Here is a 14259-nt window from a genome sequence, read left to right as displayed (position 1 = left end):
GAAGCCTATCTCAATAAAATAAACGACATGGACAAAGCCGAGATTATAGGACAGGTAAGGGAATTTGCCAATATGCGGCTGGTCTACCACCTGCTCACGAAAAGCGTTGAGCCTTTGGAGGAACAGATGGAATACCTTATGAAATTTCAAGAACCTTTGTTTGTCATTGCTCATTCATGGAATTATGAAAATTCTTTCAGTATGCAGGAAGAATTGGAGCATCATCTGTGGGAAACGGAAGATAGACGAAACGAGGAAGCAGATTATGACTTGCTTCCCGATGATGAGCAGGAAGGAGACCCGGAGGTGGAGCCATGCTAAACGTGCTGAAATCCAAAAGCGGAAAAGGATATATTGATGCGGTCGTGGTGGTCCTTGCGGTGATGATGGTGCTTGCCCTAGTGGTCAGGGTTGCGCCGGTGTTTGTCGCCAAACAGCAGCTTGACACCTTTGCAGCGGAGCTTTGCCGCACGGCTGAAATCGCCGGGCGCGTGGGGAGCGAAACTACGGCAAGAGCCAACCGGCTGAAAGATGACACCGGCCTGAACCCAGCCATCAGTTGGTCGAAAACCGGCAACCTTCAGTTGAACGAAGAATTTACCGTAACACTTTCCACCACGGTCAATATCGGCCTGTTTGGTGATTTTTCTTCCTTCCCCATTACTCTGCCCGCGAAGGCGACAGGCGTATCGGAGGTGTATCATAAATGAAGTTCGGAAAAATCCTCCGGCATACCTCCGGTAATTCCGCCCCTTTGACGCTGGCAATTGTCCTTGTCGTGATTATCCTGTCCTGCGCGGTCTTTGAATATATGCGGCTGATGGTTATAGCAAGCGGTGTGCGGGACGCAATTCAGTCCGCAATGATTGACGTTGCCACCGAAAATTGGGACGACGCCTACAACGGACTGCGTGAGGGCTACAGCGGAGGCTATACCTTAAGCGGGACGGATTGGGTGGTCAAGCTGGACACCGGGGATGTATACTCCCGCCTGGAAAGCACCTTGGGCGTAAAAAAAGAAGGCACAAAATATGTAAAATACACAGGCCCCGATGTGGAATACACCCTGTCTGACCTGTCCGTCAGTATGCAGAACGCGCCCCTTGCCCCGGCCAGTACCAGCGGCATTTCGCAGCTATCCGCGACGGGGACAGTGGATGTGGAAGTGCCCCTATCCTTTGGGTGGAGACATCTTCCACCCTTGAAAATTACCATGAAGTTGAAAGGAGGATTTACACCAAAATTCTAGAAGGATTGTGCATTTTATCCCGAAGGGATAAAAAATTATAGGACTAATGGCCGCTAGACGCGGTCCAAATTGTAATGGTATAATATGTATGGAAATATACTTCGATTTTATAGATAAAGCCTATGAAGGAGGTTGAGTTTATGAGCAAATTAAATGCCAAAACCCAAAAGAGGCTGCTGGTTTCAGGACTTGCCGCCATATGTCTCGTTCTGGCCGTTGCCGTTTTCTCCCTTGTCGGAGGTAGCGGTGAAAAGGATAAATCAAATAGCGCAAATAACATAAGCAATAACGTAACAGTAGATGATATAAAAACCGACGACAAGGCCGGGGTATCCGTCCCCAATATTACGGCCCCCACCAACGGGACGGAAAGCCAAACATCAAGCAATGTAGTCCTTGATATAAGCAAGCAGCAGGACGTTGAAGTACCGATTGCCGAAACCCCACAAAAACCGGCTGAACCGGAAAAACCTGTGGTCAAGGATGAAGGTGCCCTGAAAAATCCCGATACGCCGCCTGTATATGATAAAGTGCAGACCACTGTGGAGAAAAAAAGCAGTGAGCCCAAAAGCGGGGACAAAAAGGACGGCCAGGTATATATCCCCGGCTTTGGATGGGTGAAGGATGAAGGCGGCGGCAGTCAGGGCGAAATAATTGGCTCTGATGGTGACATCAATAAACAGGTAGGCCAAATGAATTGATAAGAAATGAATAAAGTGCAAGGAGTATGGTGTAAAAAACCGTACTCCTTTTTATTTTGACTGGAGGTGCTCATTTGAAAAGAATTATGTCCTTCATGCTTTGCCTTGTGCTGCTGTGCAGCCTTTTGCCAACTGCTGCTCTTGCCGATACGGGTGGCAGTGGGAACCTGGATGGCGGTGGCGGCGGCCTTGGAGGAGGAAGCGGTGAAAACTATTGGAACGGCGGTAATGACGGGGTTCGTGTAACGGTTGTCAATGCGAATACAGGCTCACCAGTGACAACGTCTATTGACATTACCAATATAACGCCGACAGTACAATATCATTTCGGGAAAGTCAGCAAAATCCAATACCTAAGTGGAACATCACTATCTGTCATTACCGGGACATACAACTATAAAAATCCCGATATAACTATGCCAAGAATTGTCAGCGCAGACGGTAGCGTAAATATTGACGCAATTAAAGCATATTTCTGTTCTGAATATGCAGTACAAACTATTGCAGAAACAACAGGGATTTCCTATGACACACTCATTAGTGGAGAATACAAACTCTTCTTAGAGCCTATTGCCTATTTTACTTTTCAAGGGCAGAAAGTAGCCATGACTGCAACGGAAGCCGCCATGTACGACAATTTGCTAAGCGGTGGTCTGGGCTCCAAGATGGGCTCTCTGACCCACAAAAACCTGCCTTTCTCGATGTTCCTGGAAACCCCGGACCTGGGTTTTACCGCCTATTCCGGCGCAACGGGCCAAAACCAGTCTAACGATACCATTATAGCCTGTCTCGGACTGGGTATCGTGCGGTTTGCCGGACAACCCCCAACCCCGCCTCCTGTGACAAGCTATGATTACCAATACAGGGTAGATACGGACGTAATCACTCCGGTCACGCTCTACGCTTCCGGGGAAATTAATCCCGACAGTCCCGCAAAAGTGACTTTCAGGATCAAGGGCAGTACGTACACCGTCAGCAATATCGTCATACCCGCAGGCGAAAGCCAGCTTGTGTGGTGCAAATGGCACACACCCTCCAGCCCGGAGGAAATCACCATTACGGTAAGCAGCACAAAAGGCACATTAAGCCAAACGTCAATTCTTGCAAAGATTATCCGTCTGGACGAAAATGAGCCGCCGAATCCCACGGCAACGGATAGAAACGACGGTTTTTCGACAGTCGGTTTTCCGTCAAGGGCAGTGAAAGCTTCGGCCTCCTGGGGCGTTTGGTGGGCGCAGTGGCATCCCTATTGGGTATGGATATCCCATTGGGTGTGGGTTGGCGGTGAGGACGGAAGCTGGTATGATTTCGGCCGGTGGGAGGACCACGGCTGGTATGATTTTTTCAGAGACAACTATTCCGCATCCCTTTCCGGCAGCATGAGCCTTTTGCCGGATGATAAAGTGCCCACCGCCAGCGGCAGCACCATGAAATCGGGCTATGGGGTAAAAACCACCGTTAATGCACAGTTTACAACCAACGCGCCGTCCTCTCATGTGACGGGTGCGCAGACGGCGACCGCCTATTTTCCTGAATTCCATTACAAGGATTACTGGCGTTTGCTGGACCTGACGGCAAGCGGATACTCCGCGCAGTTTCAGTTTAAGACAAACAATTATTCCACCTACAACCGCAGGGTGCATTTTCTTCCGATTTGGTATCCCAACGGACAATACACGGTGGATACCTACATTCAGGACGCCTGGACCCCTGCCGGTATGCTGTCAATCAGCATACGGGATGCTGTAAGCATTTCCGGCTCACTCTATGACGATTGGCACCTTGCGCCCATTAACCCATAAGTACGGAAGGAGGTTTTATATTTTTATGGAAAACGAAACGGATCTGAAAAAATTTCGTGTTTTGGTTGTAGAGCCTGAAAAGCCGCCTTATGTAGCTGAAATTGAAAACAATCTCCGGTCCTTGCAGGAGATGGTGGGCGGAAATATACAGTATGTCGGACTTGACAGGGACACCTTCTTCTATTGCAATGAGGAAGGCAAGCTGTTGGGGCTTCCAGGAAATCGCAAGCTGGATAACGGTGATATTGTGGCGGGGACTTTTATAATCTGCCGTGAAGATGGAACAGGTGAAGAAGCTTCTCTTACGGATGAACAAATCGAAAAATACATGAGACGATTTAGGGAGCCGGAATTATATACAATCCAAGAGGTCGAGGACGCGAGCTATGTCAGCGTTAAATCTTACAATAGCAGTGACGACTTCTTGAAGGCTCTTTTTAATGACGAAGATGAAGACGAAGACGAAATGGAGCTATAATTAGCAGGGCTTTCGGGGCTGTACCTAAACGGGTGCAGCTCTTTTTTTAGTGCGCCACGCATGGCGATTAACTTGGTGGTGAAAGTCCACTATGGGGGCTTGTAGTTGCCAACCATTAGCCAAGAGCAAGGGTGTCCATCGTGAGGTGGAATCTGAAGGAAGCTGGAGGCAAAATTCCGACCCAAGGAACACGAACATCATCAGGCATAGGATATGGGACGAGTTTGCTAAACAAAACGAAGTCCAATCAACTACACAGACATACCAATGTAAATGATGTGGGTACATGGAATGAAAGTGAATCGTCTTACCGTGGGAGGTCTCATGGACGTGAGGAGATCAGTTTGAATCACGGTTGAAACAAGGTTTGTCATGAGGAGTCAGCAGATACCATAGTACCCGAGGAAGTCGACATCATCGGGGAAGGGTTGAACCTTAGGAGGTGGTAGTCAATGAATGTTACCAGAACAGGAGCAAAGTGCAGCCAACTTCCAGTAGACATCGGACGTAAGGAAGGCTCACTGCAAACGAATAGTGCGGAACACGAAGAATATGCAGGAGTGCACAGTTCTGCGAGGATAACTGAAAACAACATCACCGACGCAGACATGTCGAAGGATAGACTGCTTGAGAAGATTGTGGATAGAAACAATATGAACTATGCGTACAAGAGAGTTAAATCCAACAAAGGGGCTCACGGTGTCGATGGGATGAAAGTAGATGAACTTCTGCAATATCTCAAAGAAAACGGAGACCAACTCAAGCAGTCAATTCTGGACGGTAAACATCGTCCTAATCCCGTCCGAAGGGTAGAAATACCAAAGGAAGACGGGAAGAAAAGAAGATTAGGAATACCTACGGTAGTAGACCGAGTAGTACAACAGGCCATAGGCCAAGTGCTTACCCCGATCTTCGAGAAGCAGTTTTCGGACAATAGCTATGGATTCAGACCTGGACGAAGCGCTCATGACGCCATCAAGAAATGTCAGAACAACATAGATGAAGGATATAAATATGTTGTAGACATGGACTTGGAGAAGTACTTTGATTCTGTGAACCAAAGTAAATTGATCGAAGTACTAGCAAGAACAATCAAAGATGGTCGAGTAATATCGCTTATCCATAAATACCTGAGAGCAGGAGTCATTATTAGAGACAGCTTCGAAGAAACAGAAGTCGGCGTACCGCAAGGCGGCCCTCTTAGTCCAATTCTTAGTAACATTATGTTAAATGAACTGGACAAGGAGCTTGAGAGAAGGGGTCACAGGTTCGTCCGTTATGCGGACGATCTAATGGTCTTCTGCAGAAGTAGAAGAAGCGCACAACGTGTGCTAAACAACATCCTCCCCTTCATCGAGAAAAGGTTATTTCTTAAAGTGAATAAGGAGAAAACGGTGGTCGATTACGTAGGGAAGGTAAAATTTCTTGGATTCTCGTTTTACCGAACCAAAGGCAAAATGAGGGTCAGAATACATCCAAAATCGGTTGCAAAGATGCGTTGCAAAGTGAAAGAGCTTACTTCCAGAAGCAACGGAATGGGCAATGAAATCAGGGCAACAGAACTCAGACGCTACATCATGGGGTGGATAAACTACTTTAAGTTGGCGGACATAAAGAAGTTGCTGTTAGAAACCGATTCTTGGATGAGAAGACGTATTCGCATGATCTACTGGAAACAATGGAAACGAGTGAGGACAAAGCTGAAAATGCTTAAGTCACTAGGGATCCGCGAGCAGAAAGCATGGGAATACGCAAACACAAGAAAGAGCTACTGGAGAACATCCAATAGCCCAATCCTAGCCAAATCCCTAACAAACAATGTTATTAAAGGATTTGGATTCCTGTTCTTTTCAGAGTATTATCGACAAGTTACAGCGTAAACTGAGGAACCGCCGTGTACCGAACGGTACGCACGGATATCTTATCCCGATATCGGGATAACAGATCTTATCCCGCAAAATGCGGCATCCCGACTAATTGTCACAAGCCCTCATATCAAGCCCTTCCTTCACAAAAATGGCGGGATAATATTTCTTTCATTATGCTGTATATTGAATTTACTAAATTCAATAGGAGGCTTACATGGAAGACAATACGATTTTTGGAATCATCCAACAGTCATTGGCAATCTTAGAAAAGGAAGTAGGATTAGCAAAATCTACACTTGATGTAGTCGCATCTCGTAGTTTCAAACCGATCTCCGAATTCTTCAAGGAAAAGCAGGAGGTATATTACAGTGCAGATTTGCTGAACGAGCTAGATCAACGCTATCAGGAGAATCTGAAGACAGGGGCGATTTCACGGAATGTATATAACCTCCGTACTCGAGGTACCAGAATACTGCGAGAGGTGTATGAGACAGGCAATTTCGTCTGGAAAGGACCAGTTAGCAAAAGTATCCCCGTTTTACCGGAAAGCTTTGAGCATATTATCAACGGTCTCGCCGATGCAGTCCGCATGGAGATGCGAAGCCGCGATACGCTGTACATAGTTAGGCGTTTTCTGTTGCTGCTTGCCAGTTTTGACATCAACAACATTTCTCAAATTGAGTCAGAGCATGTACAGATGTTTCTGAGCGATGTTTCCCAGTCACGTGCAAAAAGCATGGATGATGTTGTCGGCGCTCTTCGCAAATTAAATCGATATCTTACTGGATCGGGACTATCCGGTCTTCCATACGCAGGCTTACTTATGGCACCGAGAGCAAGAGAAGGAAAAATATATCCGTGTATGCCCCAAGATGATTTGGGATTAGTCATAAAGTCAATTGACCTAAGCACGGCAATCGGCAAACGCGACTATGCCATTTTGCTGTTGGCTGCAAGCAGTGGTATGCGGGCTGGGGATATAGCGAAAATCAAACTTTCAGATATTGACTGGCGAAAAAGCGAGATTCATATAGTTCAGGGGAAAACTCAAGCGCCTGTCAACCTTCCGCTGCAAAGGGGCGTTGGAACCGCCTTGGCCGACTACATTCTTAATAGTCGTCCGGAATCGAAATCCCCGGAGATATTTTTAAGAAGCCTTGCGCCTTTTCAAGGATTTAAGGATGGCGTCTCGGTAGCATGTGTCTTGCGTCGACGGATGAAGGCAGCGGGAGTATCACATACGCTTGGTGATGGAAAAACGATGCATGGCATTCGGAGGATGCTTGGCACCCAAATGACAATGGAAGGCGTGCCCATAACAACGATTGCACAGATACTTGGTCATCAAAACACTCACGCGACTAAACCGTATATTTCTCTGGATATTGAGGGCTTGCGCGAATGCGCATTGGGGTTCGACTCTGTCGGGGAGGGCTCCAAACGATGAAGACGTTCAACGAATATATTGAGGCTATGCTCCTCTACAAAGAATCCATAGGATATTCCAGAAAATCTTACGAGTACGACCTGATGCGTTTTTGTAATTATATAGTGACGAAGCAATTAGACGTGTCCGATCTCAAAGAAGAAATAGTCTTAAGTTGGTGTTCACGCTGGGAAAGCGAATCCCAGACCAGCGCGAGAAGAAGGATTCAATCAGTTCGGGAGTTGCTTAAATACCTATCTGCAATCGGTATTGATTGCTATGTGATCCCATCAAGTTTTCTCCCAAGGCCAGAGACACGGACGCCGTATATTTTTACTGACAAAGAATTACAGAGCATTTTCAAGGAGTGCGACGATCTATTGCCTAATAAATGCTCCCCTAACCGGCACCTGATTCTTCCTGTATTATTGCGATTGATTTTTTTTTGCGGCTTGCGTCCGAACGAGGGACGGGAACTGCAAAGCTGCGACATAGATTTCGACAAAGGCATCTTGCTTGTCCGAAAAAACAAATCTCACAAAGAGCGTTATGTCGCCATGTCCGATGATGTGTTGCAGATGTGCAAGGATTATCATACTTCCAATGCCGACATTTTCACTGGTAACACAAACTTTTTCCCATCTCCGAACGGCTTGCCATACAATCGGCGCTGGCTTTCCGGACAGTTTCGAATGATTTGGCACAAAGCCCGCGCAACCAGTAATGAGGCTTCCGCCGTTGTTTATGATCTCAGGCATCGGTATGCAACGACGATGATGATGAAATGGCTGGACGAAGGTGCTGATCTTTTCGCAAAACTCCCTTATCTAAGCGCATTTATGGGACATACTCATTTTTCGGATACGGCATACTACATCCACCTCTTACCGGAAAACCTCATTCGTTCATCGGCTATCGACTGGAGCCATTTCTCGGATTTGATCCCGGAGGTGTCCGAAGATGAATGAGAAAAGCACCCGCTTCTTCAAATTAGTACGGGACTTTCTGACGGTATATCTCCCAGATCAAAGGGCTGTGAGCGTCAATACTATTAAGTCGTACCGTGAATGTCTCAATCAATTGTTGAGCTATATTTGCGACAGAAACGGTTTCGCTCTGGGAAAACTCAGTTTCGAATATCTTTCCAGGGAGACAGTTGAGAGCTATCTGGAGTATCTTGAAAAGAAAAGGCATTGCAGTGTTTCCACACGCAACCATCGCCTTGCATGTATCCGGTCTTTCGTTAAATATGCCGGTGTCAGGGATGTTAGTGTTCAGGCATGCGTTAATGATTTATGCACTATCCCTCAGAAAAAGGTGGCAAAGACCGCCGTCATTAAGTTCTTCAGTGAATCTGCGTTGAAAACTATACTTGAGCAGCCAGATGCCAGAAAGAAGAAGGGGCTACGAAATCTGTTCTTTATGATACTGATGTATGATACCGGAGCCAGAAACCAAGAGTTGCTAGATATCAGGTTAAGTGACATCCACTTCGAAGGTAAATCGCCCTACGTTGTCATTACTGGGAAAGGTGGGAAAACGCGCTTGGTGCCAGTAATGCCCAAAACCGTTGATCATTTCAGAAAGTATGTTGATGTCTTCCACCCTGAAATTTCCTTTAGCAATCATCTTTTCTACATCGAACGAAAAGGGAACCGATCTGCTATGTCGCCAGACTGCTCAGAAAAGTTTGTAAAGAAATACGGTACCGCCGCGCATAACGTCAATCCAAAAGTCCCAGAGTCACTGCATTGCCACATGTTTCGTCACTCTCGCAGCATGCACCTGTATAAAAGTGGGATGCCAATGGTTTTGCTGGCTGAATGGCTCGGGCATGCACAAATTTCATCGACATTGATCTATGCGAATGCTGATACTGAAATGAAAAAAGAGGCTATCATGAAAGCTACTTCAAAATTGAACCCGTTGCTATCCGGCGAAACTGCATATCTTGAATGGGAAGATGATGAGGCGTTAATCAGGCAGTTATATGGGTTAAGCCAGTAAATATTATCCCGCCATTTTTGTGAAGGAAGGGCTTGATATGAGGGCTTGTGACAATTAGTCGGAATGCCGCATTTTGCGGGATAAGTGGTGTGGGAGGTCGGCCACTCAAATAATGGGTGGCCTCCTACCCGATTCTGGAGGTGGTTAGGCCTGGGGCATAGAAGCCTATTCAAATCGGTAGATTGCGAAGGCATTCAGGAAATCAAAGAAAGCGAGGTGGAAATGGCTTGATTTTCCCAATCATTATGATTATGGTGTGCGCTGCCCTGGGGGGCGGCGCTTTTCTTTTCATCAGGCTGTCGGACAAAAGGAAAAAACAGGTTGCGGCTGCGGACGGCCAGCAAAAGACAGCCAATGAGTTTGTCAACGTCAAGGACATCAAAGGCAAATATCTCTACACAAGAGACCAGCTTGTACTCTGCTATCTGAAACTAAACCCCCTCACCATCGACCTGTTCAGCAAGGGCGAAAAACAGCAACTGGTCAAGCAGCTCACAGCCAATATGTCCGGCATACAGCACCCCTTTAAATTTCTTGCCGTATCCCGTCCGGTGGACATTACACCTCTGATCTCCGAGCTGTCAGCGGCGCTTGCCACCTCCGACCCCAAGCAAAAGGAGCTTTTGAAGCAGGAAATCCTGGAGATGACCACCTTTGCCCTGTCTGGCGAGGTGGTGGAGCGCCAGTTTTACATCGTCCTCTGGGAAAAAGCCGACGAGGGCGCCGAAAAGGAGTTGCTGGTGAAGGCCAAGGATTTTGCCGGAAACCTCGGTGACTGTGGGATTGGCTGCGAAATCCTGGAACAGCAGGATATTGTGCGGCTCTGCAACCTCATCAACAACCCCGCCTATATGCACTTGGAGGAGACGGACTTTACGCCTTCCATTCCCATTTTAGGCGGAGGTGTTGTATTTTGATAGGAATCTCCAGAAAAAAGACCGAGTTTGTACCGGTGAATGAGGCCTTGTTAAACGTCATTTCTCCGATGGGGCTTGAAATTAAGAGAAATAGCCTGGTGATCGGTGAAAACACGGGAAAGATTTACGGCGTTGTCCGCTATCCTCAAAAGGTGGATACGGGTTGGCTGAGTAAAATCACCAACATACCGGGTACCCTTGTTTCCATCGGCATCCAGCCGGTGGACAACAGTGCTTTGATTTCAGCCATATCCAAGAGCATTATTCAAAACCGGGCTGCCGCAGACGGTGCCAAGGACCCCTTGACCCGGCAGAGAAGCGAAAAAGCCGCAGAGGACGGGGAGCGGATTATGCTCCAGATCGACCAAAACGGCGAAACTGTGGCGTTGATGAGCCTTGTCATCATGCCGGTGGCCCATGACGAAAAAAGCTTTGTCAAGGGGTGCCGAAGGGTAGAGAGAGTCGTCAACGTGATGAAATGCAAGGTCAGAACCCTTGCCAACCTGCAAAAAGAGGGCTTGCAGACCATTTCCCCGACCTATCCCGTAAGTCCGGTGGTGGAGAGCATTGTGCAGAGGATTATCCCCATGAGCACCTTTGTGGGCGGATTTCCGTTTGCGTCCAGCGGCTTTAATGACGGCACCGGGTACTATTTTGCGAAGGACAACAACGGCGGATTGATCATAGTAGACACCTGGAAGCGCGGCAATGACCGCACCAATTCCAATATGGTCTTTATGGGTGTGGCCGGCGTGGGCAAATCCACCGCCGTCAAGCATATCGCTTTAGCGGAATATATGAAAGGTACCAAGCTGATTTTCATCGACCCCGAATCGGAATACCGTGACCTGTGCCTGAATTTGAACGGCGACTGGATTAACGCGGGGGGTGGCGCCAACGGCAAAATCAATCCCCTGCAAATCCGGCCTGCACCCAGGGACAGCGAGGACGAGCCGGACGAAAAGGGCGGCAAACTGTACCGGGACGAGGGCAACGGCATGTCGGACATGGCGCTCCACGTTAAGAATCTGGAAATCTTCTTCAATCTCTATCTGCCCAGCCTCACGGACATGCAGAAGGCCATCCTGAAGCAGAGCGTCATCGAGCTTTACAACCGGTTTGAAATTTATTGGGACACGGATATTACCACCCTGTCCAACACACAGTTTCCCACCTTTAGCGATCTGCATAAGCTGATTTCCGAAAAAGCAGAGAAGGACAAGAGCAACACCGTCTATCGTGACCTGGCTTTGCTGCTGTATGATGTAGCCAACGGCAGCGACAGCTTTTTATGGAACGGCCACACCGCCGTTGAAACCCATTCCCGCTGTATTTGTTTGGACACCCATTCCCTGCAAAACACAAGCGAAAACATCAAAAGGACGCAATACTTCAACCTGTTGACCTGGTGCTGGGAGCAGATGTCCAAAGACAGGACCGAGCGAGTATTGCTCATTTGCGATGAAGCCTACCTGATGATCGATCCCCAGGTGCCGCAGAGCCTTGTGTTTTTGCGCAATGTAGAAAAACGGGCAAGAAAATATGAAGCAGGACTAATCATCATCTCCCACAGCGTCGTGGATTTTCTTTCCCCTGAAATCAAGATGTATGGGCAGGCCCTGCTGGACATCCCCTGTATCAAAGTCATCATGGGAACCGACGGAAAGAATTTGCAGGAAACAAAGGAGCTTTACAATCTTACCGAAGCGGAGGAAGAATTGCTGGAAAGCAAGAAACGAGGCCACGCCTTATTTGTGATCGGTTCCAAGCGTCTGCACGTCAATTTCGAGATACCTGAATACAAGTTTGACTATATGGGTAAGGCTGGAGGAAGATAAAAAAAGAAGCAGGCTGTATATCTCATGCAGCCTGCTTTTCTCACTTTGTCTTTAAGTCCTTAATTATAGCCAGAAGATGCTCCAACTGGCCATCGTTTAGCTTCTTTAACTCATCCATTAAGTCATTTAATTTTGTCGGAAAGCTTACTTCGTCATCAAAGAAATCCTTTGGAGGGACATTCAGATATTCGCAGATATAAAAAAATCCTGTCATGGACGGCAGCGACTTTTTGTTCTCAATTTTATTGATATAGCTTTCGCTTTGACCTAAAGACAGGCTCATATCCCTTGCGGAAACCCCTTTTTGTGTGCGGAGCCTAGTTAATCTTTCGTAAAACAAATCCTCATACATTACAATTCACCACCTTGTATATATGATTATAGACAATACATCGGTTCATTATACGGAATTACAGCATATGTTTCTATTGACATAGGGAATTGTATTCCATATAATGTAAGAAAATATATGCCTTAATTCCTTATTATTATGAGAAAGGTGGTTGCCTAAAATGACGATGCTTATTAAAGAAGCCAATATAAGGCCTGCCTGCTGCTTTGCGGGACCCCGCCTTCAAAGCCTTCCCCTTGGGCTTGACGAAGAAAACGCCGGTTGCCTGCGGTTGAAGCAGGTACTGAAGGAACAGGCGGTCTATTTGATTGAAGCTTTGGGAGTTACTCATTTCATCAGCGGTGTTGATTTAGGTGTCGGCCAGTTTGCCGCAGAAATCGTCCTTGACCTCAAAAGAGACTATCCCGAAATTACCCTGGAGTGCGTTATTCCCTGTGAGGATCAGGCGGCAAAATGGACGATAGCGCAGCGTGACAGGTACTTTTCTATTGTAGAACGATGCGATAAGGAAACCCTTTTGCAGCGTCATTACACTAAGGATTGCATCAAAAAGAAAAAGGAATACATGGTCAAGCAAAGTAATTATGTGCTTGCGGTATGGAACGGCAAGCCCGGCGGCGCGGGCAACATCCTTGCTTTTGCCCGCACCCTGGGAAAGACTGTGATTCTGATTGACCCCAATACCTTTGAAATGTGAACTGATTCTAATAAACACTAGCGACACAGCCCAATGAACCATAAAGGCGCTCCTACTGACAGGAGCGCCTTTTATAATGGAGGTAATTTTATGGCAATTGATCCGGCAACGGCAAAGCTTCTTGCCCAGGCGGCCTTAAAGCTTGCATCCGATGAAGAAGCAAGAAAAAAGCTGCTGATTATTATTCTTACACCCTTGCTGTGTGTAGTTCTCATCCTGGCGGCCTTCGTTTATATCCTTACCCACCCGTTGGAATTTTTGGGTGAGTTTTTCGATAGCCGAGCCATTACCGAGGTAGAGCGGCTGCAAAACGACTACGGGATGTACCAGTACCTTGCGGCAACGAATTATGAAAGCGGCATAACATCCTATGAGGGCGTGATCTTTACCGATGGAGCCACGCCGGTGGTGTACTACAACCAGAGAGATGAACGGTTCAGAGACAAGTCTTACGGGACAGACAACATCGGCGGGTATGGCTGCGGTCCCACCGCAATGGCTATGGTAGTATCCAGCCTGACGGATAAAACGGTTGACCCGGTGGAAATGGCAGAATGGTCTTATGATAACGGGTATTGGGCTCCCGGCGGCGGTTCCTATCATTCCCTTATTCCGGGCGCAGCGAAAGCCTTTGGCTTGCAGGTAGAAGGCTGCCCGGCAAAGGAACCGCAAAAAATTGTTGACGCGCTGTCTTCCGGCAAGCTGGTGGTCGCACTGATGGGAAAGGGGCATTTTACGTCCAGCGGGCATTTCATCGTACTCAGGGGCGTGACCGCCGGGGGAAAAATCCTGGTGGCGGACCCAGCCAGCAAAAAGCGCAGCGAACAGGAGTGGGACTTATCCATCATACTGAACGAAGCCCATAAAAGCGCCGAAGCGGGCGGCCCATTCTGGATTATATCGACATAACAAGCACTTTACTTT

Annotated in this window: 15 protein-coding genes; 14 read left to right on the top strand and 1 reads right to left on the bottom strand. The window is 47.4% G+C overall.

Going from position 1 to position 14259, the window contains the following annotated elements; genetic code table 11:
• The 12 genes from DSOL_RS05810 to DSOL_RS05750 form a co-directional block, all read left to right on the top strand.
• On the top strand, window positions 1-321 hold a 321-nt coding region (locus DSOL_RS05810), incomplete at its 5' end, for a hypothetical protein (RefSeq protein ID WP_427854376.1).
• On the top strand, window positions 315-710 hold the full coding sequence (locus tag DSOL_RS05805) for a DUF4320 family protein (RefSeq protein ID WP_075363914.1): 396 nt from the start codon (window positions 315-317) through the stop codon (window positions 708-710). The genes DSOL_RS05810 and DSOL_RS05805, both read left to right, overlap by 7 nt.
• A gap of 101 nt (window positions 711-811) precedes the next feature.
• Window positions 812-1249, top strand: coding sequence for a hypothetical protein (locus DSOL_RS05800; protein WP_235838711.1), 438 nt, complete (start codon window positions 812-814; stop codon window positions 1247-1249).
• Between the two features lie 140 nt (window positions 1250-1389).
• Window positions 1390-1950, top strand: a complete 561-nt coding sequence (locus DSOL_RS05795; RefSeq protein WP_075363912.1) for a DUF6550 family protein — start codon at window positions 1390-1392, stop codon at window positions 1948-1950.
• A gap of 74 nt (window positions 1951-2024) precedes the next feature.
• Complete coding sequence (locus DSOL_RS05790) at window positions 2025-3752, top strand: DUF8193 domain-containing protein (protein ID WP_075363911.1); 1728 nt, start codon at window positions 2025-2027, stop codon at window positions 3750-3752.
• A 25-nt stretch (window positions 3753-3777) separates the two neighbouring features.
• Window positions 3778-4230 (top strand): DUF3846 domain-containing protein, encoded by a 453-nt coding sequence (locus tag DSOL_RS05785; RefSeq protein ID WP_075363910.1) that lies wholly within the window; start codon window positions 3778-3780, stop codon window positions 4228-4230.
• Between the two features lie 452 nt (window positions 4231-4682).
• The gene (ltrA, locus tag DSOL_RS05775; RefSeq protein ID WP_075363909.1) at window positions 4683-6110 is read left to right on the top strand and encodes a group II intron reverse transcriptase/maturase; all 1428 of its coding nucleotides are present in this window, start codon (window positions 4683-4685) and stop codon (window positions 6108-6110) included.
• Window positions 6111-6312: 202 nt separating this feature from the next.
• Entirely contained in the window at window positions 6313-7545 is a 1233-nt protein-coding gene (locus tag DSOL_RS05770) for a site-specific integrase (protein WP_075363908.1), read from the top strand.
• On the top strand, window positions 7542-8492 hold the full coding sequence (locus DSOL_RS05765; RefSeq protein ID WP_075363907.1) for a tyrosine-type recombinase/integrase: 951 nt from the start codon (window positions 7542-7544) through the stop codon (window positions 8490-8492). Before DSOL_RS05770 ends, DSOL_RS05765 begins: the two co-directional genes overlap by 4 nt.
• The gene (locus DSOL_RS05760) at window positions 8485-9531 is read left to right on the top strand and encodes a tyrosine-type recombinase/integrase (protein ID WP_075363906.1); all 1047 of its coding nucleotides are present in this window, start codon (window positions 8485-8487) and stop codon (window positions 9529-9531) included. The genes DSOL_RS05765 and DSOL_RS05760 overlap by 8 nt, the downstream gene beginning before the upstream one ends.
• 227 nt (window positions 9532-9758) lie before the next feature.
• The gene (locus DSOL_RS05755; RefSeq protein ID WP_075363905.1) at window positions 9759-10448 is read left to right on the top strand and encodes a hypothetical protein; all 690 of its coding nucleotides are present in this window, start codon (window positions 9759-9761) and stop codon (window positions 10446-10448) included.
• A 5-nt stretch (window positions 10449-10453) separates the two neighbouring features.
• The gene (locus DSOL_RS05750) at window positions 10454-12286 is read left to right on the top strand and encodes a VirB4 family type IV secretion system protein (protein ID WP_075363941.1); all 1833 of its coding nucleotides are present in this window, start codon (window positions 10454-10456) and stop codon (window positions 12284-12286) included.
• A gap of 40 nt (window positions 12287-12326) precedes the next feature.
• Here DSOL_RS05750 and DSOL_RS05745 read toward each other — a convergent pair whose 3' ends face one another.
• The gene (locus DSOL_RS05745; RefSeq protein ID WP_075363904.1) at window positions 12327-12638 is read right to left on the bottom strand and encodes a helix-turn-helix domain-containing protein; all 312 of its coding nucleotides are present in this window, start codon (window positions 12636-12638) and stop codon (window positions 12327-12329) included.
• 160 nt (window positions 12639-12798) lie between these two features.
• Here DSOL_RS05745 and DSOL_RS05740 point away from each other — a divergent pair, with 160 nt between their 5' ends.
• Window positions 12799-13335 carry an SLOG family protein gene (locus DSOL_RS05740; protein WP_235838710.1) on the top strand — a complete coding sequence of 179 codons (537 nt, stop codon included), beginning with the start codon at window positions 12799-12801 and terminating at the stop codon, window positions 13333-13335.
• Window positions 13336-13425: 90 nt separating this feature from the next.
• Complete coding sequence (locus DSOL_RS05735) at window positions 13426-14244, top strand: C39 family peptidase (protein WP_075363903.1); 819 nt, start codon at window positions 13426-13428, stop codon at window positions 14242-14244.
• Window positions 14245-14259: the final 15 nt, after the last annotated feature.

The sequence above is a fragment of the Desulfosporosinus metallidurans genome, from assembly GCF_001936615.1.
Taxonomy (GTDB): Bacteria; Bacillota; Desulfitobacteriia; order Desulfitobacteriales; family Desulfitobacteriaceae; genus Desulfosporosinus; species Desulfosporosinus metallidurans.
The sequence above is the reverse complement of the archived record's forward strand: the minus strand, read 5'-3'. Positions and strand labels throughout refer to the sequence as shown.

Bases quoted from the DNA above. Each gene is read 5' to 3' on its own strand.
- DSOL_RS05735 (WP_075363903.1), top strand. From the start codon at position 13,426: ATGGCAATTGATCCGGCAACGGCAAAGCTTCTTGCCCAGGCGGCCTTA.
- DSOL_RS05765 (WP_075363907.1), top strand. From the start codon at position 7,542: ATGAAGACGTTCAACGAATATATTGAGGCTATGCTCCTCTACAAAGAA.
- DSOL_RS05745 (WP_075363904.1), bottom strand. From the start codon at position 12,638: ATGTATGAGGATTTGTTTTACGAAAGATTAACTAGGCTCCGCACACAA.
- DSOL_RS05770 (WP_075363908.1), top strand. From the start codon at position 6,313: ATGGAAGACAATACGATTTTTGGAATCATCCAACAGTCATTGGCAATC.
- DSOL_RS05740 (WP_235838710.1), top strand. From the start codon at position 12,799: ATGACGATGCTTATTAAAGAAGCCAATATAAGGCCTGCCTGCTGCTTT.
- DSOL_RS05800 (WP_235838711.1), top strand. From the start codon at position 812: ATGCGGCTGATGGTTATAGCAAGCGGTGTGCGGGACGCAATTCAGTCC.
- DSOL_RS05805 (WP_075363914.1), top strand. From the start codon at position 315: ATGCTAAACGTGCTGAAATCCAAAAGCGGAAAAGGATATATTGATGCG.
- DSOL_RS05760 (WP_075363906.1), top strand. From the start codon at position 8,485: ATGAATGAGAAAAGCACCCGCTTCTTCAAATTAGTACGGGACTTTCTG.
- ltrA (WP_075363909.1), top strand. From the start codon at position 4,683: ATGAATGTTACCAGAACAGGAGCAAAGTGCAGCCAACTTCCAGTAGAC.
- DSOL_RS05785 (WP_075363910.1), top strand. From the start codon at position 3,778: ATGGAAAACGAAACGGATCTGAAAAAATTTCGTGTTTTGGTTGTAGAG.
- DSOL_RS05795 (WP_075363912.1), top strand. From the start codon at position 1,390: ATGAGCAAATTAAATGCCAAAACCCAAAAGAGGCTGCTGGTTTCAGGA.